Raw genomic sequence first — 21730 nt, 5'->3', positions numbered from 1 at the left:
CGGAATTAACTAATTACTTTACTAACGATCTCGATAGCTTCTTTTTCAATAAGGCGTAGATGTTCTTCGCCACGGAAACTTTCACAATAAATTTTGTATGCTTCTTCTGTCCCTGATGGCCTTGCTGCAAACCAACCGTAATCGGTCATAATTTTTAAGCCACCTATCGAGGCGCCATTACCAGGTGCTGCGGTTAAGCGCTGTGTAATTTTATCACCCGCTAGCGTATCTGCGGCTACCATTTCTGGAGATAATTTACTTAACTTAGCTTTTTCTTCGTGAGTCGCTTTCGCTTGGATACGGTTGTAAATCGGTGCACCAAATTTTTTCGCGAGGTTATTATAGCGTTGCTGAGGGTTTTCACCGGTAACTGCTGTAATTTCTGCGGCTAATAAACAAAGAATGATACCATCTTTATCCGTTGACCAAGGTGTACCATCAAATTTCAGGAACGATGCCCCAGCACTTTCTTCCCCACCAAAACCGAGTTGACCACTAAATAAACCATCAACAAACCATTTAAAACCAACCGGTACTTCTACCAATTCACGACCAATATCACTGACAACTCGGTCAATCATCGCACTAGAAACCAGCGTTTTACCGACAGCAACATCTTTCCCCCACAGAGGCCGATGCTGGAATAAATAGTCAATCGCAACAGCAAGGTAGTGATTTGGGTTCATTAACCCATCAGGGGTGACAATACCATGGCGGTCGTAATCAGGATCATTTGCAAACGCCAAATCAAACCGTTTTTTCATCCCTAATAACCCTGCCATAGCCCAACTTGATGAGCAATCCATACGGATAACACCATCATGGTCAAGTGGCATAAAACGGAAAGTTTGGTCTAGTTGATCATTTACGATTTCAATATTTAATTGATAATGCTCAGCAATTTTTTTCCAATATTCGATACCTGAGCCACCTAGTGGGTCAACACCGATTTTTAGCCCTGATTTGGCGATAGCCTCCATATCAACAACTTCGCCCAGTGCTAATACGTATGGCATAATTAAATCTTGCTGAATAACATATTCACTTGCGATCGCAGCATCAAAACTTAGGCGCTTAACCCCCTCGAGGTTATTTACCAGTATTTGATTAGCATTTTTCTCAATAACCGAAGTTAAATCTGTATCCGCAGGCCCGCCATTTGCTGGATTATATTTAATACCACCATCTTCAGGTGGATTATGGGAAGGCGTGATCACAATGCCATCAGCAATATTTTGGTGTGACTGGTTGTAACTTAAGATTGCATGGGAGATGGCTGGAGTTGGTGTGAAACCATTGTTCTCCTGAACAATTACATGAACTTGATTGGCTGCTAGCACCTCAACCACAGTAATAAATGCCGCTTCAGATAAAGCATGTGTATCTTTACCCACAAAGCAAGGGCCTGTTACCCCTTGTGTTTTGCGCAAATCAGCAATAGCTTGTGCAATTGCCAATATGTGATTTTCATTAAAATTTTTACGTAATGAGCTACCACGATGCCCAGACGTACCAAATTTAACCGCCTGAGAAGCGTCCCCTGCTTGCGGCTTCTGAGTATAATATTGAGCGGTTAATTGAGCGACATTGATCAAGTCACTTTGAAACGGAAGCTGCCCTGCACGTTCATGTATTGTCACTGGTTTTCTCCCAAAGCACTGATGCTTTGCTTTTCACATCAGTGATATTTCAGTTTTAAATGGTATTACTCACTTTTTCAATCACATTCGCAGGGAACTGCATTTCCTGCATGATGGCATCAACCATACTACGTTTGCGATTAGTATTTGTGTTCGTGATCACCCAATAAGGGGTCCCCGGAATATGACGAGGCTTAGACTGTTTACCCGCAGCAAGCAACGTTTGCTCATCGCCGGCAAAATAAATACGAGTTCGACCATGCATTAATTCTGTAGCGCTCGCAAAGCGCTTAGCATCTAAACTGTATAATGTGGACAGAATTAACATAAACCGGTCAATTGCTTTGCTTTTTTCTGCATAAGCATCGGATAACAATAATTCCCTAACAACCCTAACTGGGTTTTGTGCAACAGCAGGTGTACTCATCGCCAGTTCAGTTTTAGTTACTGGTTGTGCCTGACCGACTTCTTTTACTTGTACTGGCTGCCCGGACTTGAAATTTAACATACGGCGCAAGATATCCGATGCACTTTCACCGATATGCTGTGTATGGCTCGCAATATAGCGGTAAAGCTCTTCATCAACTTCTATCGTTTTCATTTTTTCCCAGTACTTTATTTTAACTAAAATTTGCGGTGTGATTATAAGACAGATTTAAAAAAAACAAAACAATTAAAATTTCAATAACTTAAAGTAAACACACCTCTAAGTTTAAAGATAATTCAGTATGTTATCATACCATTACTTTACTCATTTCATCACAGTGACCAAGTTCAATTTTCTTAAATTCTTTGCATAAAAACATTCTATTAACCCAATTATTGAATTGTTCACCCACCGAAGAAGATTATTTGACTATTTGGATTTTATCCCTAGCCATGCCATGATAAAGCTACTTGTATCACTGATAAATTGATAAAACAAATATGACTGTGTTACTCAACCATACTATTCATAAACCTGAAAATCCAATCTCTAATAACCCTGTTGTATTAATTCATGGGCTATTCGGTGACCTGCATAACTTAGGCGTGTTAGGCCGTGATTTACAACAATATTTTGATACTATTCAAATTGATGTTCGCAATCATGGTGATTCATTTCGTGACGACCAAATGAGTTATCAACAAATGGCGCAAGATGTGATTAACCTTATAAAGTCATTAGGTTATAAAAATGCCATTTTAATTGGTCACTCCATGGGGGGGAAAATAGCAATGGCAGCAACGGCTTTAGCCCCTGATTTTATCACTCAGGTAGTTGCTATTGATATCGCCCCTGTCGCTTATCAAGTTCGCCGCCATGATAAAATCTTTGCAGCTCTGGATGCAGTTACTGCGGAGCAAGCTAAAACTCGTCAAGAAGCGACAACCATTATGCGTCACCATATCAATGAAGATGGCGTTATCCAATTTCTCCTAAAATCTTTTAAGCAAGGTGAATGGAAGTTCAATTTGCCCGCACTAAAAACGAATTATGAGAAAATTATTGGTTGGGAAACCGTCCCTGCATGGAATAAGCCTGTATTATTAATTCCTGGAGGAAATTCACCTTATGTACAAGCCGAATATTCCGATGAAATCGCTCAACAATTTCCTAAGGCCAAAGCTTGGGTTGTTGCGGATACTGGTCATTGGGTACATGCCGAAAAACCGGATCATGTGTTAAGAGCAATCCACCGTTTTTTGGCTATTCCAAAATAATAAATCATCATGAACGAGATATTGAAGATGAACTTTCATTCTCAATATCTCTAATAAGGTTTATTTTTTAATTATTTTTTTTCAAACTAAACAATAAGACTAACTTCAATACACAGATAATTGTAATCACTGTATTATCCAAATTTAAAAGCCCCTTCTTCATCGCCAATGTTAAATTGATTTTTTTCAATATGCATTTATGTTTATGCATGTAATAAAACCAAGGGAATGATTAATACAGAAAATGGAAACCGCCAAATCACAATCAACATTATATTTTATTAGTGTTATCGCCAAGTTGTCAGGGCAAATAAACCCTAAAGAACTTGAGGAAACGCTAAAGCAGTCTATTAATTATAATGAAAAACTCAAAGTCATTAAAAAAAAGTATCATATTAACTGCAAGAATAAGCATCAAAAAAATAAAGATATCGCCAAAATAGTCTGTCCGGCTATTTTATATAACACCCAGGGTGAGGCCTTCTTATTAGCTAATCGCAATCAAGAACAAGTCTTAGTACAACAAATGGGTAACCTCCCCCCTGAGATTTGGAGCATTGAAGAGCTACAACAACGATGGAATGGTGATTGGTTGCATGTAAACCTGAAGCAAGGGCAATTTGATATATCTTGGTTTCAAGCAGAGTTTATGAAATATAAATCTATTATTTTATGGGTTTTGTTTTTTTCATTTATCTTACAAATATTAGCTTTGGTTTCTCCTATTGTTATGCAAGTTATTATGGATAAAGTATTAATTCATAATAGTTTAGTGACATTAGATGTGCTAATTTTCGGTTTAATTGTTGCTGCATTTATTGAAGTTATACTAAAAGGGTTACGTGAATACGTTTATCATCATACGGTTAATCGAATAGACATGACATTGGGTTTAAAATTAGTTAATCATTTACTACGGTTACCTATTCCCTTTTTCAAAAACCGTCAAATAGGTGCAATTGTTACCCGTGTAAAAGAATTAGAAACTATTCGCGAATTTTTAACGAGTAGCTTCTTTACATTATGTGTTGATGTATTATTTTTATTTGTATTTATTTTCGTGATGAATTTAATATCAACCACTCTAACATTAATCTTTCTATGCTCTATTCCTTTTTACCTTTTATTAGCTTGGTGGTTAACACCTAAAATTGAAGCCGCCGCTCAACAGCAATTTACTAACATCGCAATTAATACCTCTTTTCTTACCGAAAGCATCAATGGTATTGAAACAGCCAAAAGCTTATCGGTAGAACCTAATTTTACTCGCCGATGGGATGGTCAAACATCCGATATGAGCCATACTAATTTTGTATCAGGGCAAATAAGCTCACGCTCTGAACACTTAGTCATGGCTATTGAAAAAATCACCAGTGCTATCGTTTTATGGGTTGGGGCATCTGAGGTATTAGCTTTACAAATGACTATTGGCCAATTTATCGCGTTTCATATGATGGTCAGTCATGCCAATCAACCTTTAGTCAAACTCGTAAAATTATGGGGGGACTATATTCGTACAGGTGTTGCTATTGAAAAGCTATCGCAAATTATTAATCTCCCCGTTGAACAATCCAGGCAAGAAAACAAGCAGTCAATTCAAGGGAATCTATTTATAAAAGATGTCTCATTCCGCTATCAACCCAATATGCCTTATATCCTTAAAAACTTTAACTTAAATATTAAAGCAGGGGAAACCATTGGCGTTGTCGGTACTTCAGGCTCAGGGAAAAGTACTCTAGCTCGGTTACTGTTACGGCTTTATACCCCTGAAAGCGGCGCCATTTATGTTGATAACATGCCTTTGTCGGCAATTAATCTACATTCACTAAGGCAACAAATAGGTATTGTATTACAAGAAAACTTTTTATTTAGCCAATCTGTTTTTCACAATATTGCCCAAACGGCCCCCAATGCTTCGATGGATGACGTCGTTCATGCAGCGAAGATGGCCGGTGCTCATGACTTTATTTTAAAATTACCTATGGGATATGACACCGTACTGGCTGAAGGGGGGACGTCTCTTTCCGGCGGTCAACGACAGCGTATTGCCATTGCACGTACCTTACTTGCTAACCCTAAAGTCATTATTTTTGATGAAGCCACCAGCGCTTTAGATGATGAATCCCAAGCTGTTATTCAAGAGAACATGCATGTTATTGCAAAAGGAAGGACAGTTATTACCATCGCCCATCGCTTATCAACCATTCGCCACCATCAGCGAATTATTGTCATGCAACGTGGAGAAATTATAGAACAAGGCAGCCACCAGCAGCTTATTGAACAAGGTAATTTCTATAAACATTTATGGACCCTGCAACAATCCTTAAAACCGGACATGGACGTAAAATGAAACATCGATTAAAACAAAACCGCTATAACAGTTTTTTGCCTTCCCATTTGGCAATTTTAAAAACCCCCCCTTCCTATTTGGCCTTGTGGGTGGCAATATCAATTAGTTTTGGTATTTTCATTGCCGTTGCTTGGTCATTTTTTGGTAAACTAGATATTCAGGCAACTACCCAAGGTAAATTGATTGTTTCTGGGCGTACACAATTAATTCAAGCGTTTGAATTAAGTCGCTTAGAACACATTCATGTTGCAGATGGGCAAACCGTCAAACAAGGTGATCCATTACTTACGGTTAATGTGCTAGGCGTCGACCAAGATATTCTTAGCTTAAATTATCAACATAATTTCCAAATTGCCGAAACTCTCATTCATCAAGCCCTGTTATTGCAACAACCGATTGATCAATTACCTCAATTTCATCAATTAACTGAAGCTGAGCAAAAAAGTGCCCTCTCTAGTTACCAAACTCAACAAATAGAGTTTGACTCTCTCATTAATGAAATTAGTAATGAAATTCAATTAAATATTGTCAATCAGCAAGCTAGGAAAAATGAGTTAAACACGATTAACGCGCTAATCAATAATATAAAGCAACGACTTGATGCTCATCATTCATTAACGCAGAAACAGTTAATCAGCCAGAAAGAATTTTTAGAACAAGAACGAGAGCTACTTATCGCTAAAAAAGAGAAAGTTACCAAGCTCTCTGAATTATCCATTCTTGTCAGTCAGCACCATGCCTTAACTGAAAAACAAAGTAGGATAAAGGCACAGAAAAACCAAGAATGGGATGAAAAATATAAGCAAGCGGCTTTTAAACAAGCCTCCTTAGAACAAGAACTATTAAAAAATCATGAAAGAAATCAATTAGAAATCATCCGAGCTCCTGTTGATGGTACTGTTCAACAATTAGCCACTCATACTTTAGGGGGAGTACTACAACCCGCTCAGCAATTAATGGTTATAGTGCCTAATAACCATGTTCAATTAGCTGAAATTAAAATTTTAAATAAAGATATTGGCTTCATTCATGAAGGTTTAAAAGCCGAAGTCAAAGTCGATGCCTTTCCTTACACCCGTTATGGCACCATTGACGGTGAGGTTCTCTCTATTTCACGGGATAGCACGCAAGATGAAAACCTTGGCTTAGTGTTCTTAGGTCAAATAGGCCTTAATAAAAAACAACTGTTAGTTGATGGTGAACAGATTGAGCTCACTCCTGGGTTATCTATCGTGGCCGAAATAAAAACCGATAAGCGCCGAATTATTGATTACCTACTTAGCCCTATCAATGAATATACCTCGAATGCAATGAGAGAAAAATAATCGATGGAACAGATAAACAACCATGGCTTGGATGCCTTAGTTTGGGTGGCTAATTATTACCAAAAGAATGTTTCGACAGACCAACTCAGGCATTCAATTGGTATGCAAACTCTTTCGCCTACAGAGTGGGAGATCAGAGAATGTGCCAATACACTAGGCTACGAAACAGAACTCATTGCTATACCATATACACAGTTAGCAACCATCCCCCTTCCCGCGTTAATCTATACGCAAGGGTCATGGCAAATCTTGCAACAAGAAAAAGACCTCGTACTCATCAACCCTGTAAACAACGAAATCAAGTTAATTCAGGCTGATGATTTTAATAATGAAGCTGAAATCGATATTTTATTGCTTAAAGAGCAACAAGAGCCAGAGCAAAAAAAAGCTTTTGGGTTTAGCTGGTTTGTTCCTTCTATTTTGCGTCAACATGTTAAATTACGAAATATCTTTATTCTATCAGCCATTATTCAGCTTTTCGCCTTAGTTAGCCCTCTACTATTTCAAAACCTTGTAGACAAAGTTTTAGTGGGGCGAAGTTTATCCAACTTACATGTTATTGCATTGGCAATCTTCGCTATTGCCGTTGCTGAGCCAATATACGGTTTTATTCGCAATAAAATTTTTAGTCATACCAGTAGCCAAATCAGCGCCGAATTATCAGGGAAAATCTATCGGCATTTAATGGCGCTCCCCTTAAATTATTTCAAATTAAGGCCAACAGGGAAAATCATCGCAAGGATACGTGAGCTAGCGCATATACGGCAATTTCTGACTGGCTCAACTTTGATGCTATTTATTGACTTCATTTTTGTGATCCTCTTTATTGCGGTTCTATTTTCCTATAGCAGCCTAATGTCATGGATTTTACTCGGTTCGATGGGGGTTTTCTTCATTTTATGGATGATACTTGGGCCAATTATTCGTCAGCAAACTGAAAAGTCTTATCAAGCAGATGAAAATGGGCTCACGTTTCTTACCGAAACCATTACAGGAATTGAAACGGTAAAAACTACAGCAACTGAAAAATATTTTAATCAACGATGGAAAAAAATATTCAGTAAACAACTAAGACAAAGCTTTAAAGTCTCAATGCGCAGTGAAGTAGCCTCTCAGTTAATGACATTAGTGAGTAAAATTACAACTGCAATTATCTTGTGGGTTGGGGTCAAAGAAGTTTTAAACGGTGGAATATCGCCTGGGGAACTCGTCGCCTTTAATATGCTAAGTGCCCATGTTACTCAGCCCGTGCTAAGGTTTGCGCAAGTTTGGCAAGATTTTCAACACACTATAATTTCACTTCGCCGTGTTGGGGATATACTCGATAAACCAGTTGAAAATGAACGTAAAGGCATTGCGAGCACTGCCAGCATTCAAGGGAAAATTGAGTTTCAAAATATTCGTTTTCGTTATCAACCTGATATGCCAGAGGTTCTCAATAACCTGTCGCTATCCGTTAAAGCAGGGGAATTTATTGGGATAACAGGCCCTTCCGGGTCAGGGAAAAGTACTCTGACAAAATTATTGCAGCGTCTTTATGTACCACAACATGGTCAAGTTATTGTCGATGGCATGGATTTAGCTGTAGCAGATACGGTTTCATTACGCCGCCGTATGAGTGTTGTTCTGCAAGAAAGTATGCTATTCGTCGGCTCTATTGCAGATAATATTCGCTTAAGTGCCCCGCAAGCTTCGGATGAAAAAGTTATTCATGCTGCAAAATTAGCAGGCGCTTATGATTTCATAATGGAGCTACCTGACACGTTTAATTCCCCCTTATCAGAAAAAGGCCTTAACATATCAGGTGGGCAACGTCAAAGAATAGCTCTGGCACGTGCTTTACTAACAGAACCAGATATTTTGATATTAGATGAAGCAACTTCGGCATTGGATTACGAGTCAGAAGCGGCAATTATGGCAAATATGCCGCTAATCACCCAAGGCAGAACCGTTATTAGTATTGCTCATCGACTTAACACTATTATGCATGCTGATAAAATTTGTGTTATTTGCCATGGGGAAGTGACAGAAATGGATACTCATGAGAATTTACTCAAATTAAAAGGCCTGTATGCCAACTTATGGCAGCAACAGACACAATGATTATGTCTAAAAAAGCACCACCCATACTGTAAGTGGTGCTTTTTTGTTAAATGTGTGTTTTTTTTAACCTATTGAATACACTAGCCTAGTATGCAGCTATAGCACTAGGGGATTAGCTAGGGTATCATTGCGCGCTGAATTACTGGCACACCCCTTTAGCAGTTATAGACATGGCAAAAGAACAAACTGATCGTACTACTCTGGATTTGTTCGCTGAGGAACGAAGGCCTGGGCGACCTAAGACAAGCCCGCTATCACGGGATGAACAATTAAGGATCAACAAACGTAACCAGCTAAAACGCGATAAAGTCAAAGGATTGCGTAGAGTTGAGTTAAAACTGAATGAAGAAGCTGTCGCTGTATTGAACCAATTAGCTGAAGATAAAAATATAAGCCGTAGTGAATTGATCGAAGAAATTTTGATGTCACAACTTGAACAGGTTAATGAAGCGATACGCAAATAGTGTCATCTTGATAAATCACACAAATTTGACAGACTTAGACGCATTTTTTCGCCAGAATAAGGCGTAATATTATATTTATTTTCGTTCTAAAAGAGCTATAGAAGATCAGCACTAACTTCTATCTCCCTTAGAAAAACAAGAGGTTAATCACTTTATGGCAGTCATAGGCATTTTCTTCGGAAGTGACACAGGTAACACAGAAAATATTGCCAAAATGATCCAAGAAAGACTAGGCAAAGATGTAGCAGAAGTTCATGATATTGCTAAATGTAGCAAAGAAGATATCGAAGCTTTTGACATTCTACTTCTGGGTATTCCTACTTGGTATTATGGTGAAGCTCAATGTGATTGGGATGATTTTTTCCCAACTCTCGAAGAAATTGATTTTGAAGGTAAACTTGTCGCCTTATTTGGTTGTGGAGACCAAGAAGACTACGCAGAATATTTCTGTGATGCGATGGGAACCATTCGCGATATCATCGAACCTCGTGGTGCTGTTATTGTGGGTCATTGGCCAACTGAAGGTTACCACTTTGAAGTATCCAAAGGTATGGCAGATGACAATCACTTTATTGGTTTAGCCATTGATGAAGATCGTCAGCCTGAACTAACTGATGAACGTGTCGATGCATGGGTAAAACAAATCTCTGAAGAAATGTCCTTAGCAGAAATTATCGGCTAAGGCATATGAAATAGAGCCTAACCCATAGATCAGCTCACTTGTCGCTCTAAACGCATCATTCAAACAAGTGATCTAGTCTAAAATAGCCGATAAAGCATCCTAATAGGATAGGCTCTCAAGAGATTATCAAAATAATGAGACAAAGCATGGTTTCTATTTTTATTTTCCATGCCTATAATTGTAAAACAGTTTAGAAGACAACTGAATTTATGTTAAAAACGTCTCATTATTGTTAAATTTATGATTTAAGATACAGGACAAACCCGCATGACAGACAACAATAAAGCATTGAAAAATGCTGGACTCAAAGTCACTCTTCCAAGACTTAAGATTTTGGAAGTACTTCAAGAGCCTGAGTGCCACCACGTCAGTGCGGAAGATCTCTATAAAAAGCTGATCGACATGGGCGAAGAGATCGGGCTAGCTACCGTATACCGTGTATTAAACCAGTTTGATGATGCAGGTATCGTAACCCGCCATAACTTTGAGGGTGGAAAATCTGTATTCGAATTAACTCAGCAGCATCACCATGACCACTTAATCTGTTTAGATTGTGGCAAAGTGATTGAGTTTACTGACGAATCTATTGAAACTCGCCAGAAAAATATCGCCGCTCGCCATGGTATTAAATTATCTAACCATAGTTTATATCTATATGGCCATTGCGCAGATGGTGATTGCCGTGAAAATGCTGACGCACACGAAGCAAAAGAGTAAAAGAATCACAAGGTATTGCTACCCTATGAATAAATCATAGTAGCGACAAACGAAAAACCCCTGATAACCATGCTATTGCTAAATGTTATCAGGGGTTTTTATTTCCATAAATTATATTGTTATTCACACTATATTGGTGATTAAGCTCACTAATCTTCTGACAACTTTCACTTAAATCGCCAAATATCAGCACAGAGCTTGCATATTTAGCGCTCGATAATAAGTTGCAATTCAACCCAAATCCTTTATATTATTTTACATATGAATTTTCTTATATTAGAAATTATGCTGCCTTTATTAGTATAGGTACATAAATATCATCATAGATGATTTCCAATATATCAATAATATAAAATTTATATGTATTTAGCTTATTAACTCATTATAATTGTATTATCTTAAATTACAGTTATTCTTTAGTCTGTAACGAAGACGTTATATTACATTTTTTTTGTGTAGTCATTTTTTTTGTGTAGTCATTTTTTTTGACTAAACTCATTTATGTAGCTTTAGTCATTTTGTAAGAGATTAACTGATGAAAAAAACCTACCTTTTTCTTAATACTAGTTTTTTCTTCTGGTTTCTTACTTTGATAGGATGGTTTTTTAGTTACTCTGCCATCACCTTATTTTCATTTGTATTATCAATTTTGTTCTTGATCTTACACTTCAATCAAAAAAAGGTAAGTAAAATGTTCACCAAAAGACAAAACAAACCAACCCCTGAAGTAACCCCAACACCAACCGCTAGCACGCCCGAAGCACCCGCTAAGCTAGAAGAACAGATTACAATAGCAACCCCGACTATAAGTGAAGAGAAATCCAATACCATCATCTCAAGGGATGTCATTTTTGAAGGTAATATTACCTCTAATGAACAAGTACATATTTATGGCAAAGTGATTGGTAACATTATAGGGAAAAATAATACAGTGAAGGTCATGTTAAATGGCCAAGTTACTGGGAACATTACCAGTAAAGAGTTGATTGTTAACGGGCGAGTTGAAGGGGAATGTTTATCTGATTCGATAAGCATCGAAAATAATGGTGAAATTCATGGAACCATTCAATATAGTAATTTATCTATTAAGAAAGGTGGTATTTTATCAGGGCAAGCAAAAGTAAAAGAGGCTACTTTACATAATGAAAAAGTAACCCAATTAAAAGATAGGGTAAAACACGACCTTCACACCCCTACCGATAACATCGATAAAGACATCGCTTCTATATAATTATTAATAAATCTAAGTATTGTTTTAACCATTCAAAAAAGGTGAAATATATTCACCTTTTTTATTCAATCACCATTCCCTTAATATACGTATAATTAACTATTTCATTACATCATTTAATATTTAGTCTGTATGTTATTCCTATTTTTAGTAGATCACTGCCAAAATAATTAATTTAAAGCAGCAATCTACTCTCAAAAAAATTGATATTAAAATACAGTAAATGGCATCATCACCATAAATTTAATATCTTTTTCATCTTGGAAGATATTGCCATAACCACCGCCATAGCTAGGAATATCTGTATGGTTATCATATTTAGTAAAGTGCAACTTAAATAGTGTGTCTTTTGCACGGCCTGATTGTACTGTATATAAAATATCAAAGTTCCAAGCGCTTTCTCTTAAACGCACATCCTGAGCGTATTGTGAATTAGTGCTCGGTTTTGCATCCCAACCATAAATATAGGATGTCCCAACTTTCCACCCTGCTAAATCCCAATTTTTTAAATCATACATTACACCTGCATACACCGCTTTTTCATTGTTCGCATTCCAATCAGAGCGGCCATCCCACCATATATCCATACTGCCGTTTGACGTCGCCCAACCCGGTGTCATACGTTGTAAAAAATAACCTTGGTTTCCTTCAGCTTTAACATATGTCCCTTCAACCTTAAAATCGAATTCGTCATAGGTATAACCTAATGTCATCGCTTGTAACCATGCTAAACCATCGTATACGTCATTAACACCACCGTCTGAAACTTTATCTTTCGAGCCATAAAATTGATAAGAAAGACGTAAATCGCGGTCAACTACAGGTACTGCATATGATACCTTCGCAAAATACTGGTCCATATAATCCTTTGCTTGACCGTATGAGCCTTCTAACACTAATGAATTTTTAAAATCATATTTAAAACCAATAGCATGTAAATAACTGATCCCTGTTTTACCATCCGCTTCTCGGAAATTGTACATATCACGATACCAAGGGGCTTTATAGCGGTCAGCCCATATGTACGACATGCTAAGTTCACCACTTTGCTCAAAATCAAATACCCCACCAACCTCTACCCCTCGGTAAGTTCCTGGCATATAGCTCCAATGAGAAGCAAGCAGTGTTTGCCCTGTTGGTTGAATATAGCCCCCTCTTCCCCAAAAAGGCCCATACTTCATTTTTGCCGCGGCTTTATAAATACTCACACCACTGCGGTCGCCTTTATATTTTTCATCCCAGCGTGTCTTTGCATCACTGAAACCAATTTCATTGGGAGCCGCAGGCCCACTATTGGATAATTCGATTGCGGTAAAACCAGCCAAATCTAAGCCAATAAAGTCCTGAAAATAACCTGAGGAAAAATCAAGGCTAGCGTTGAAAGTCGAGTGCTTAAGGTTATCTGCATATTTTTTATATTTGTCGCTATTTGGGTCTAAATCTTTACGTGAACGATCCCTTTGCCAATAGTAGAGTCCACCTTTTAGTGTCGAATCTTCCAAAAATTGCTCTGCTTGCATGATAGGATGATAACCAATTGGCAGCATAGCGATGGCTATTTTTAAGACGAGCAGTTTCCTGCCAGTATTGACATGTTTATTAACCATTCTTGTATTCCTCTAATAATTTTTAGTTTTAATTTTTCGGCCGAAATACGATTTAACTTTCCTTTTAAATCTAATAATTCACAATAACTTAAGCTATTTGTGATGTATTTAGCCTATTTTTTGCGACGCGAATTATCAACACAGATACTGGCTTTGTTGCCAAAATATGATCAGCGACACATTAATTTTTTTTAGTGATGGTTATCAATATTGATTACTCAATAAAAAATAAAATGTAACCATTTGATAAATAATTAAAATTAAACATGTACTAATAACAGCCTGGGTTAAAAAACAATTCAATAAATAGCTATCTAATGATTTATTTATCTTAATTTTATAGTAATTGCTTAAGTTATATCACCACATTGACCTAATTGAATAAAAATGTATAACTGGTATAAGCATATTTAGTTGGGTTTTCTTAATTTATTTCACATATTAGAGAAAATGGATGACTCAGAATAACGAACAAGGCTGGAGCGTACTCCTTACGGGTAAAAACCTTTGGCTAACTCTAGCGTTAGCAGGGGGCATTTGCCTACATGCGATTAATGTTTATATCACTATCACAACGCTCCCTTCTGTCGTTAGGGATATTGGTGGTATCCGATTCTATGCATGGAATACAACTTTATTTATCCTTTCATCCATTATTCTTTCTGCACTAACCTCTCGGATTTTAAACCATCTCGGTCCTAAACGGAGTTATTTACTCGCTACTGCTATCTTCCTAATTGGCTCTGTTATTTGTGCCATCACGCCTTCTATGTTTATCATGTTGCTTGGCCGGATTATTCAAGGAGCAGGCGGGGGAATATTACTGACACTTTCCTACTCAATGGTGCATATTGTTTTCCCTCAGCACCTATGGTCAAAAGTATTAGCCATGATGTCGAGTATGTGGGGGATGGCAACATTACTGGGCCCCGCATTAGGTGGTTTTTTTGCTGAATATGATATCTGGCGCGGTGCATTTTGGTGCTTAGTATTTGTTGGGATACCTTATTTATGGCTAACGTGGTTGATTTTACCAAGTCATAATTTAACTGAAAAATGCCCTCAAGACCCAATCCCACTGCAAGCTTTGTTGCTACTTTCTGCCGCAGTATTGGCTATTTCACTTGGAAGTCTAAGTAAAGCAAGTCTAATTCCTATTCTTGGGATGTTAATTGCCATTTTATTATGTATACGATTAGTTAAACTTGAACGGACAGCCGAAAATACACTATTCCCCCAAGGTACATTCCATTACAAAGCACAACTTGCTCCTATTTACCTCACGATGGCGCTATTAGGGCTAAGTGTGCAAACAGAAGTTTTTGTCCCTTATTTTTTACAAACCCTTCATGGTGTTGCTCCATTAATGTCAGGCTACTTGGCCGCCTTAGTTGGAGCAGGATGGTCATGTTCTGCCATTATCTCGTCTTCATGCAAACCCGAACATGCGATAAAAACTATACAAATAGGCCCTTTTATTACCTTTAGTGCATTAGCTATTTTAGCACTTTTCATAACAAACATTTGGCAGATTGAAACGCTGCAAATCTGGATAATCTGCTTAGCATTATTCACAACAGGAGCTAGTATCGGCGCAGCTTGGCCACATTTGCTAACCCGTGTCCTGCAAGTTTCTATCGGCCCTGAATCACAAAAAGCCTCTTCAGCGATTACCACATTGCAGCTATTCTCCACTGCGTTTGGCGCATCTTTAGCTGGGTTAATCGCCAACCTTGCAGGGTTATCAGTACCAGGGGGAGTTGAAGGGGCGCAATCCTCAGCGAGTTGGCTATTTGCTGTGTTTTCACTGATCCCGTTACTTGCCTTAATGACGGCAAATATCGTTGCTAACAGAATGAAAGGTCAGTAACTAGAAGGCGGTAAACTCACCGCCTTCTATGCATGGTTAATATTGTTCAAATAGTTCTTGAATTTGTTTTGCATCCTTCGTTTGCGTCAAGGCTAATTGTAGTAAAACCCGTGCTTTTTGTGGGTTTAACCGTTCTGATGCTACAAAGCCATATAAGTTATCATCAACTTCCGCATTGCGTGTGGTATAGCCTGTTGGTACACGGCTTGAACGCACGACCACAACATCTTCTTTTGCTGCGTTTGCTAAGGCATCAAATACTGTTTTATACATATTACCATTACCGACTCCCGCACTTACTATCCCCTCAACCCCTTCTTCTCTAAGTGCTTTAACTGGTGCTGCGGAGGCATTAGCATAATTATAAACAATACCCACCATCGGTAGTTTTTCGAGTTTACTCACATCAAATACCGCCTTATCACTACGGGGCTGGGCAGCTTGGAAGTACGTCACTTTACCATCATGAATAAACCCTTCGGCCCCCGCGTTCACTGCATCAAACGCTTGTACTTCTGTAGTACTCATTTTCATCACATTGCGGCCTTGAACAACTTTATCATTCATGGCCATTAAAACCCCACGCTGCCCTGCTGATTTGTCTGTTGCTAAAACGACGGCGTTATACAAATTAAGCGGGCCGTCGGCACCTAACGCCGTTGAGGGGCGCATTGCCCCCACTAATACAATAGGTTTTTTACAACTCGTGGTTAAATCGAGAAAAAAAGCGGTTTCTTCTAATGTATCAGTCCCATGAGTGATCACAAAACCATCAGTTTTATCACAATCTTGATTAATCTTTTTAGCCAGTGTTAGCCAAACTTGGTCATTCATATCTTGGGAACCGATATTCACCAACTGCTCACCACTTAAATTAGCAATTTTTTTAGTTTCAGGAACAGCATTAATTAATGCGTCAATCCCGACTTTACCTGCTTGGTAGTTTGAAGAGGTTGCTGAATCTCCGCCTCCAGCAATAGTCCCTCCCGTCGCTAATACCGTAATATTGGGTTGGGCAATTGCTGATACGGCAAACAATGAAACCAGTGTCGCGAGCAGCGCTTTATTTCTGTTTTTCATCTTAATTTCCTTTCATTAATAAACTTCAGTTATTATGTGTATTTGTGCTGGGTTTTATGTGATCTATATAATTATTTTACGATAAATAATGAATTTTAAGATGATTTCTCTATGAACGAATAAAAAGCGTGAGGCTGACGACAAAAATCCGTATCATAGCCCGTTTGAAACACCCTACTCACAAGTGACTGACAATGAGCCAAACTTTTATACCCGGCAAAGATGCCGCTCTTGAAGATTCCATCGATGCATTTCAAACCAAATTAAAAAAATTGGGGTTTGATATTGAAGAAGCATCTTGGTTAAACCCTGTACCAAACGTTTGGTCAGTACATATTCGCGATAAAGAATGCCCTCTTTGCTTTACTAATGGCAAAGGTGCGAGCAAAAAAGCGGCATTAGCCTCTGCACTTGGCGAGTATTTTGAACGTTTATCAACTAACTACTTCTTTGCTGACTTTTACTTAGGTAAAGCGATTTCTGAAGGGGACTTTGTTCATTATCCCAATGAAAAATGGTTCCCACTGACAGAAGATGACAGCTTGCCTGAAGGCTTATTAGATAGCCGTCTGCTCAAATTCTATGACCCAGATAACGCATTAGCAGCAAGCCAATTAATTGATTTGCAATCAGGTAATGAAGAACGGGGTATTTGCGCCCTACCATTTACCCGCCAATCAGACGATAAAACGGTTTATATTCCAATGAATATCGTTGGCAATTTATACGTTTCTAACGGTATGTCTGCGGGAAATACAGCGAATGAAGCCCGAGTACAAGGCCTTTCTGAAGTCTTTGAACGTTTTGTAAAAAACAAAATTATCGCAGAAAGTATCAGCTTACCAACGATCCCAGCAGACGTGATGGCACGTTACCCTAGCGTAGTTGAAGCTATTGATACCCTTGAAAAAGAAGGCTTCCCAATTTTCTGCTACGACGCTTCATTAGGTGGGAAATACCCTGTCATTTGTGTCGTGTTATTTAACCCACAAAATGGCACTTGTTTTGCCTCATTTGGAGCTCACCCTGACTTTGGTGTTGCCCTTGAACGTACCGTCACTGAATTACTGCAAGGTCGTGGCTTAAAAGACCTCGATGTATTCAATGCCCCAACGTTTGATGACGAAGAAGTGGCTGAACACACCAATCTTGAAACTCACTTTATTGATTCAAGTGGTTTAATTAGCTGGGATCTATTCAAAGATGATGCGGATTATGCATTTGCAGATTGGAGTTTCAAAGGGACAACCCAAGAAGAATTTGCAACGCTTATCAGTATCTTCAATACCTTAGATGCAGAAGTGTATATTGCGGACTATAACCATTTAGGCGTATACGCATGCCGTATCTTAGTACCGGGTATGTCTGATATTTACCCGGTTGAAGACCTACATATCGCCAATAATGCGATGGGGGCTTATTTACGCGATACTATTATTAATTTGCCGGATAGCCAATGGGAAAAGCAAGACTACCTTGCCCTTATTGAGCAATTAGATGATGACGGTCTAGACGACTTCACCCGTGTCCGTGAGCTACTTGGTTTAGCTGTGGGTAAAGATAACGGCTGGAGCAACCTGCGTATTGGTGAGCTAAAATCCATGCTAGCACTGGCTGGTGGTGACCTTGAGCAAGCATTAGCTTGGGTTGAGTGGACGCAAGATTTCAACAGTTCAGTATTTACTGCAGAGCGTGCGAATTATTATCGTTGTTTGCAAACCCTGCTGTTGCTTTCTCAAGAAGAACAGCGTGAGCCTACTCAATACTACAACGCATTTGTTCGTATGTATGGGAAAGAAGCGGTGGATGCAGCATCTGCGGCTCTTGCGGGTGAATCATGTTTCTATGGTTTGTGGTCCATTGACGATGAACTAAAAGCGTTACCTGCACATCAAGCCTTGCTTGCCGCTTATGAAAAACTACAAAAAGCGAAAAGAGACAACGCATAATAGGTATTAGTTTATTGACGGGGTATCCTTACCCCGTCAATATTTAGTTTTATTCTAAATAACTTATAAATCGAGTGAACGTTTCCACAGTAAAAAATCATACTGCTCTAAACGGTCTGCTTTGACTTTATAGTCCCCACTCGCCGTTTCAATAACACGCTCAAACAACCCTTCGCTTATCGCCGGTAATGGGACACCCTCTATAATTGGCCCGCAATCATAATCAATCATATCCGATAAACGCTCTGCTATTGCGCTATTTGTGGATATTTTCAACACCGGAACAATTGGGTTCCCTGTCGGCGTACCAAGACCCGTCGAGAAGATAACCACATTACATCCCGCAGCCACTAACCCCGTAACTGCATCCACATCGTTACCGGGCGTACAAACTAACGATAACCCACTATTTGGCATTGGCTCTGCATAATCACACACCGCACTAATTGGCGATGTTCCACCCTTTTTAGCCGCTCCCGTTGATTTAATTGCATCTGTTATCAACCCATCTGCAATATTGCCCGGACTTGGGTTATCTGCAATGGTCGTACTAAAGAAATTTGCCGTTTTTTCATAGCGTTCCATTAGTTCAAGGAATTTCTTTTTATCATCAAAAGCGATACAGCGTTTCACCATATCCCCTTCAGCACCACAGAGTTCGGGGAATTCCGCTAAACCAGATGCACCGCCAAGAGTCACTAACCAATCAGAAACTAACCCCATTGCAGGGTTACCAGAAATCCCTGAAAAACCATCAGATGCCCCGCATTTAACACCTAGTTTTAAATATGATAGAGGGACATCAACCCGAGACTGAGGCTTAACTGCTTTCATGCTCTCATACGTTTGCTTTAATGCCGTTTGCATCATTTGTTCCTCGCTGTTCCATTCTTGTTGACGGAAATACAGCGTCGGTTTATCAAAGTTAGGATTACGGGCAAAAAGTGATTCTTTGAACATGTCCCGCTGTGCTTTTTCACAACCTAAACTAAATACAGTGATCCCAATGACATTAGGATGGTCTGCATAAGCCGCAAGCACATCACACATCGTTTTGCTGTCTGACGTTGCCCCACCGCACCCGCTGGTTACAGTAATACAGCGAACACCTTCTATATGTGGAAATAGTTTTGGCTTAGTGATTGCCTCTTGTGCGCCTGCCGTTAAATCAAGTGCGAAACTTTTTAAGCTATTATTGCTGTAACCCAATGCGTCATTAAGAGCATCAGTCAACTTAGTCACATTGCGGTTTTCACAAAACACTAATGGAAAAATTAACCAGTAATTAGCCGTACCAACGCGGCCATCATCCCGTAAATACCCTTTAAATGTACGCCCCTTATATTGTGAAACATCTGGGGCCAGCCATTCATAAGGCTCTTGTTCTAACGAAACAGGTGCAGCATAGTGGCGGATATTATCAACCGTAATCGCCTCACCTTTTGCGATAGCTTTTGTGGCTTTCCCTACTGCCGTACCATACATAGACACAATGCCATCAACAGGGATAGCTTCAAGGGCAAATTTGTGCTTGGCTTTGACCTCTGTCACTAACGTAACGCTTTCATTTCCCCATTGATAAGTCTCACCTGCATGTAAGTCTTTCAGCGCTACAATCAGATTATCACTTTCATCTATTCTTAATATTTTTTGCATGTTTCACCTTCCAGAAATCAAGCTATTAATTTGACGGTAACGCCTTAATATTTTTTTTATGTGTATTCTTTTTTAGTAACCCAATAAGCAATGCGCACCCCACAGTGATCACCGCTAAAGTGACAATACCCGCGGTAGTACTATTCATCATTTTATCGACCTCAACGCGAATGATTTGCGCAAGGAATGAGCAAAATGCCCCCATCGTAGTACAAAAGCCGATCCCTGCAGCAAGTGCTGGGCCGCTCAATAGCTGTGGAGGAAATGTCCAAAAAATCGGTTGCACTGATAAAAAACCTACCGCACTTAAACAGAGAGCTGCAATAGCGAATACCGGACTCGCAAATGCAGATAATGCAAGACCTAAAGCGGCTGCTAGCATACACACAACAGAGATTTCGATGCGACGATTTGGGTACCTGTCAGCAATACGAGGGATAAAATACACCCCGAATGCAGAACAAGCCCAAGGGATTGCAGCCACCAGTGATTGTTTAAAGCCTAGGCTTTCCCCCATGAGGGATGCAACTTGAGAAGGTAAAAAGAACATCAAACCATACACTGAAATTTGGATCGTGCCGTAAATCAATGCCAAGTGCCATACTTTGGCATTTTTCAGTGCAGATAATACCGATGTTGTTTCTGTTTTTTCATTTTCTTTTGCTAACTGCTCTGTCAGTGCTTTTTTCTCTTCATCAGTAAGAAAACGTGCTTTTTCGGGGCTATCATCCAGATAAAAGAATGCAAAGATACCAATAACAATCGCGGGTAAGCCTTCAATAACAAACATCCAGAACCATCCCGGACGACCTAACCAACCATGTAATTCAAGCAAAGCTCCTGATAACGGTGAACCTAAAGTTAACGCAAGTGGCACACCAAGAACAAAAATACCAATCACTGAGCCACGAACATTATTTGGAAAATAAATAGAAGCTAGTAATAAGATCCCTGGATAAAACCCAGCTTCACCCAGCCCAAGTAAAAAACGCAAAATAATAAATTGCGTTTCATTGGTAACAAACCCTGTCATTGCAGAAAGAACCCCCCAAATGACCGTCGTAATACTGAGCCATTTTTGGGCGCCTATTTTATTTAAAATCAAGTTTGCGGGAATACCAAATAATGCATACGCGGCAAAGAAAATCCCTGCACCAAATGCAAAGGCAGAATCTGATAAGCCAATATCCACTTGCATGGCATCTTTGGCAAAACCAACATTCACTCGGTCAATGAATGCAACAAAATACAAAATAAACATCAGGGGGACTAAACGCTTCCACGATTTGGCTATCGCAGAATTTAAAACGGGATTGTTATAAGCTTTTATCGTTGCCATGATATTTTTTCCC

The 21730-nt window shown here is 39.0% G+C and carries 16 protein-coding genes; 10 read left to right on the top strand and 6 right to left on the bottom strand.

Annotated features, from left to right (window positions below; translation table 11 throughout):
• Nucleotides 1-5: 5 nt before the first annotated feature.
• Both pgm and seqA read right to left on the bottom strand, forming a co-directional pair.
• On the bottom strand, nt 6-1640 hold the full coding sequence (pgm, locus tag ACPEH5_RS05125; protein ID WP_206226900.1) for a phosphoglucomutase (alpha-D-glucose-1,6-bisphosphate-dependent): 1635 nt from the start codon (nt 1638-1640) through the stop codon (nt 6-8).
• Nucleotides 1641-1695: 55 nt separating this feature from the next.
• Nucleotides 1696-2241: a replication initiation negative regulator SeqA gene (seqA, locus tag ACPEH5_RS05120; protein ID WP_042846480.1), complete on the bottom strand. Its 546-nt coding sequence runs from the start codon at nt 2239-2241 to the stop codon at nt 1696-1698.
• A 326-nt stretch (nt 2242-2567) separates the two neighbouring features.
• Here seqA and ybfF point away from each other — a divergent pair, with 326 nt between their 5' ends.
• The 8 genes from ybfF (at nt 2568) to ACPEH5_RS05080 (ending at nt 12216) form a co-directional block, all read left to right on the top strand.
• A complete protein-coding gene (gene ybfF, locus ACPEH5_RS05115) occupies nt 2568-3344 on the top strand; it encodes an esterase (RefSeq protein ID WP_042846481.1) in 777 nt (258 codons plus the stop codon).
• 244 nt (nt 3345-3588) lie between these two features.
• A complete protein-coding gene (locus ACPEH5_RS05110) occupies nt 3589-5694 on the top strand; it encodes a peptidase domain-containing ABC transporter (RefSeq protein ID WP_129466723.1) in 2106 nt (701 codons plus the stop codon).
• The gene (locus tag ACPEH5_RS05105; RefSeq protein ID WP_048606591.1) at nt 5691-7019 is read left to right on the top strand and encodes an HlyD family type I secretion periplasmic adaptor subunit; all 1329 of its coding nucleotides are present in this window, start codon (nt 5691-5693) and stop codon (nt 7017-7019) included. The genes ACPEH5_RS05110 and ACPEH5_RS05105 overlap by 4 nt, the downstream gene beginning before the upstream one ends.
• Nucleotides 7020-7022: 3 nt before the next feature.
• Nucleotides 7023-9122, top strand: a complete 2100-nt coding sequence (locus ACPEH5_RS05100) for a type I secretion system permease/ATPase (RefSeq protein WP_281110654.1) — start codon at nt 7023-7025, stop codon at nt 9120-9122.
• A 170-nt stretch (nt 9123-9292) separates the two neighbouring features.
• On the top strand, nt 9293-9586 hold the full coding sequence (gene ybfE, locus ACPEH5_RS05095; RefSeq protein WP_042846485.1) for a LexA regulated protein: 294 nt from the start codon (nt 9293-9295) through the stop codon (nt 9584-9586).
• Between the two features lie 154 nt (nt 9587-9740).
• Nucleotides 9741-10268, top strand: coding sequence for a flavodoxin FldA (gene fldA / locus ACPEH5_RS05090; RefSeq protein WP_042846486.1), 528 nt, complete (start codon nt 9741-9743; stop codon nt 10266-10268).
• A 267-nt stretch (nt 10269-10535) separates the two neighbouring features.
• Nucleotides 10536-10985: a ferric iron uptake transcriptional regulator gene (gene fur / locus ACPEH5_RS05085; protein ID WP_042846487.1), complete on the top strand. Its 450-nt coding sequence runs from the start codon at nt 10536-10538 to the stop codon at nt 10983-10985.
• Nucleotides 10986-11676: 691 nt separating this feature from the next.
• Nucleotides 11677-12216, top strand: a complete 540-nt coding sequence (locus tag ACPEH5_RS05080) for a bactofilin family protein (RefSeq protein ID WP_225832874.1) — start codon at nt 11677-11679, stop codon at nt 12214-12216.
• Nucleotides 12217-12425: 209 nt separating this feature from the next.
• Here ACPEH5_RS05080 and chiP read toward each other — a convergent pair whose 3' ends face one another.
• Nucleotides 12426-13823, bottom strand: a complete 1398-nt coding sequence (gene chiP, locus ACPEH5_RS05075; RefSeq protein ID WP_423727022.1) for a chitoporin ChiP — start codon at nt 13821-13823, stop codon at nt 12426-12428.
• 454 nt (nt 13824-14277) lie between these two features.
• Here chiP and ACPEH5_RS05070 point away from each other — a divergent pair, with 454 nt between their 5' ends.
• Complete coding sequence (locus tag ACPEH5_RS05070; protein ID WP_042846490.1) at nt 14278-15693, top strand: MFS transporter; 1416 nt, start codon at nt 14278-14280, stop codon at nt 15691-15693.
• A 36-nt stretch (nt 15694-15729) separates the two neighbouring features.
• Here the strand turns inward: ACPEH5_RS05070 and ansB are convergent, their stop codons facing one another.
• A complete protein-coding gene (gene ansB, locus ACPEH5_RS05065) occupies nt 15730-16773 on the bottom strand; it encodes an L-asparaginase 2 (protein ID WP_048606585.1) in 1044 nt (347 codons plus the stop codon).
• 194 nt (nt 16774-16967) lie between these two features.
• Here ansB and ycaO point away from each other — a divergent pair, with 194 nt between their 5' ends.
• Entirely contained in the window at nt 16968-18722 is a 1755-nt protein-coding gene (ycaO, locus tag ACPEH5_RS05060; protein WP_071547884.1) for a 30S ribosomal protein S12 methylthiotransferase accessory factor YcaO, read from the top strand.
• 63 nt (nt 18723-18785) lie between these two features.
• Here the strand turns inward: ycaO and ACPEH5_RS05055 are convergent, their stop codons facing one another.
• Both ACPEH5_RS05055 and ACPEH5_RS05050 read right to left on the bottom strand, forming a co-directional pair.
• On the bottom strand, nt 18786-20378 hold the full coding sequence (locus ACPEH5_RS05055; protein WP_281110655.1) for a UxaA family hydrolase: 1593 nt from the start codon (nt 20376-20378) through the stop codon (nt 18786-18788).
• A 25-nt stretch (nt 20379-20403) separates the two neighbouring features.
• Nucleotides 20404-21717: an MFS transporter gene (locus tag ACPEH5_RS05050; protein ID WP_281110656.1), complete on the bottom strand. Its 1314-nt coding sequence runs from the start codon at nt 21715-21717 to the stop codon at nt 20404-20406.
• Nucleotides 21718-21730: the final 13 nt, after the last annotated feature.

Origin of the sequence: Providencia sp. NPDC089933 (assembly GCF_049545585.1) — a bacterium.
In the GTDB taxonomy this organism is placed as follows: domain Bacteria; phylum Pseudomonadota; class Gammaproteobacteria; order Enterobacterales; family Enterobacteriaceae; genus Providencia; species Providencia huashanensis.
This window is presented reverse-complemented; position numbering and strand designations above follow the sequence as displayed.

Bases quoted from the DNA above. Each gene is read 5' to 3' on its own strand.
- seqA (WP_042846480.1), bottom strand. From the start codon at position 2,241: ATGAAAACGATAGAAGTTGATGAAGAGCTTTACCGCTATATTGCGAGC.
- ybfF (WP_042846481.1), top strand. From the start codon at position 2,568: ATGACTGTGTTACTCAACCATACTATTCATAAACCTGAAAATCCAATC.
- ACPEH5_RS05110 (WP_129466723.1), top strand. From the start codon at position 3,589: ATGGAAACCGCCAAATCACAATCAACATTATATTTTATTAGTGTTATC.
- ACPEH5_RS05105 (WP_048606591.1), top strand. From the start codon at position 5,691: ATGAAACATCGATTAAAACAAAACCGCTATAACAGTTTTTTGCCTTCC.
- ACPEH5_RS05100 (WP_281110654.1), top strand. From the start codon at position 7,023: ATGGAACAGATAAACAACCATGGCTTGGATGCCTTAGTTTGGGTGGCT.
- ybfE (WP_042846485.1), top strand. From the start codon at position 9,293: ATGGCAAAAGAACAAACTGATCGTACTACTCTGGATTTGTTCGCTGAG.
- fldA (WP_042846486.1), top strand. From the start codon at position 9,741: ATGGCAGTCATAGGCATTTTCTTCGGAAGTGACACAGGTAACACAGAA.
- fur (WP_042846487.1), top strand. From the start codon at position 10,536: ATGACAGACAACAATAAAGCATTGAAAAATGCTGGACTCAAAGTCACT.
- ACPEH5_RS05080 (WP_225832874.1), top strand. From the start codon at position 11,677: ATGTTCACCAAAAGACAAAACAAACCAACCCCTGAAGTAACCCCAACA.
- chiP (WP_423727022.1), bottom strand. From the start codon at position 13,823: ATGGTTAATAAACATGTCAATACTGGCAGGAAACTGCTCGTCTTAAAA.
- ACPEH5_RS05070 (WP_042846490.1), top strand. From the start codon at position 14,278: ATGACTCAGAATAACGAACAAGGCTGGAGCGTACTCCTTACGGGTAAA.
- ansB (WP_048606585.1), bottom strand. From the start codon at position 16,773: ATGAAAAACAGAAATAAAGCGCTGCTCGCGACACTGGTTTCATTGTTT.
- ycaO (WP_071547884.1), top strand. From the start codon at position 16,968: ATGAGCCAAACTTTTATACCCGGCAAAGATGCCGCTCTTGAAGATTCC.
- ACPEH5_RS05055 (WP_281110655.1), bottom strand. From the start codon at position 20,378: ATGCAAAAAATATTAAGAATAGATGAAAGTGATAATCTGATTGTAGCG.
- ACPEH5_RS05050 (WP_281110656.1), bottom strand. From the start codon at position 21,717: ATGGCAACGATAAAAGCTTATAACAATCCCGTTTTAAATTCTGCGATA.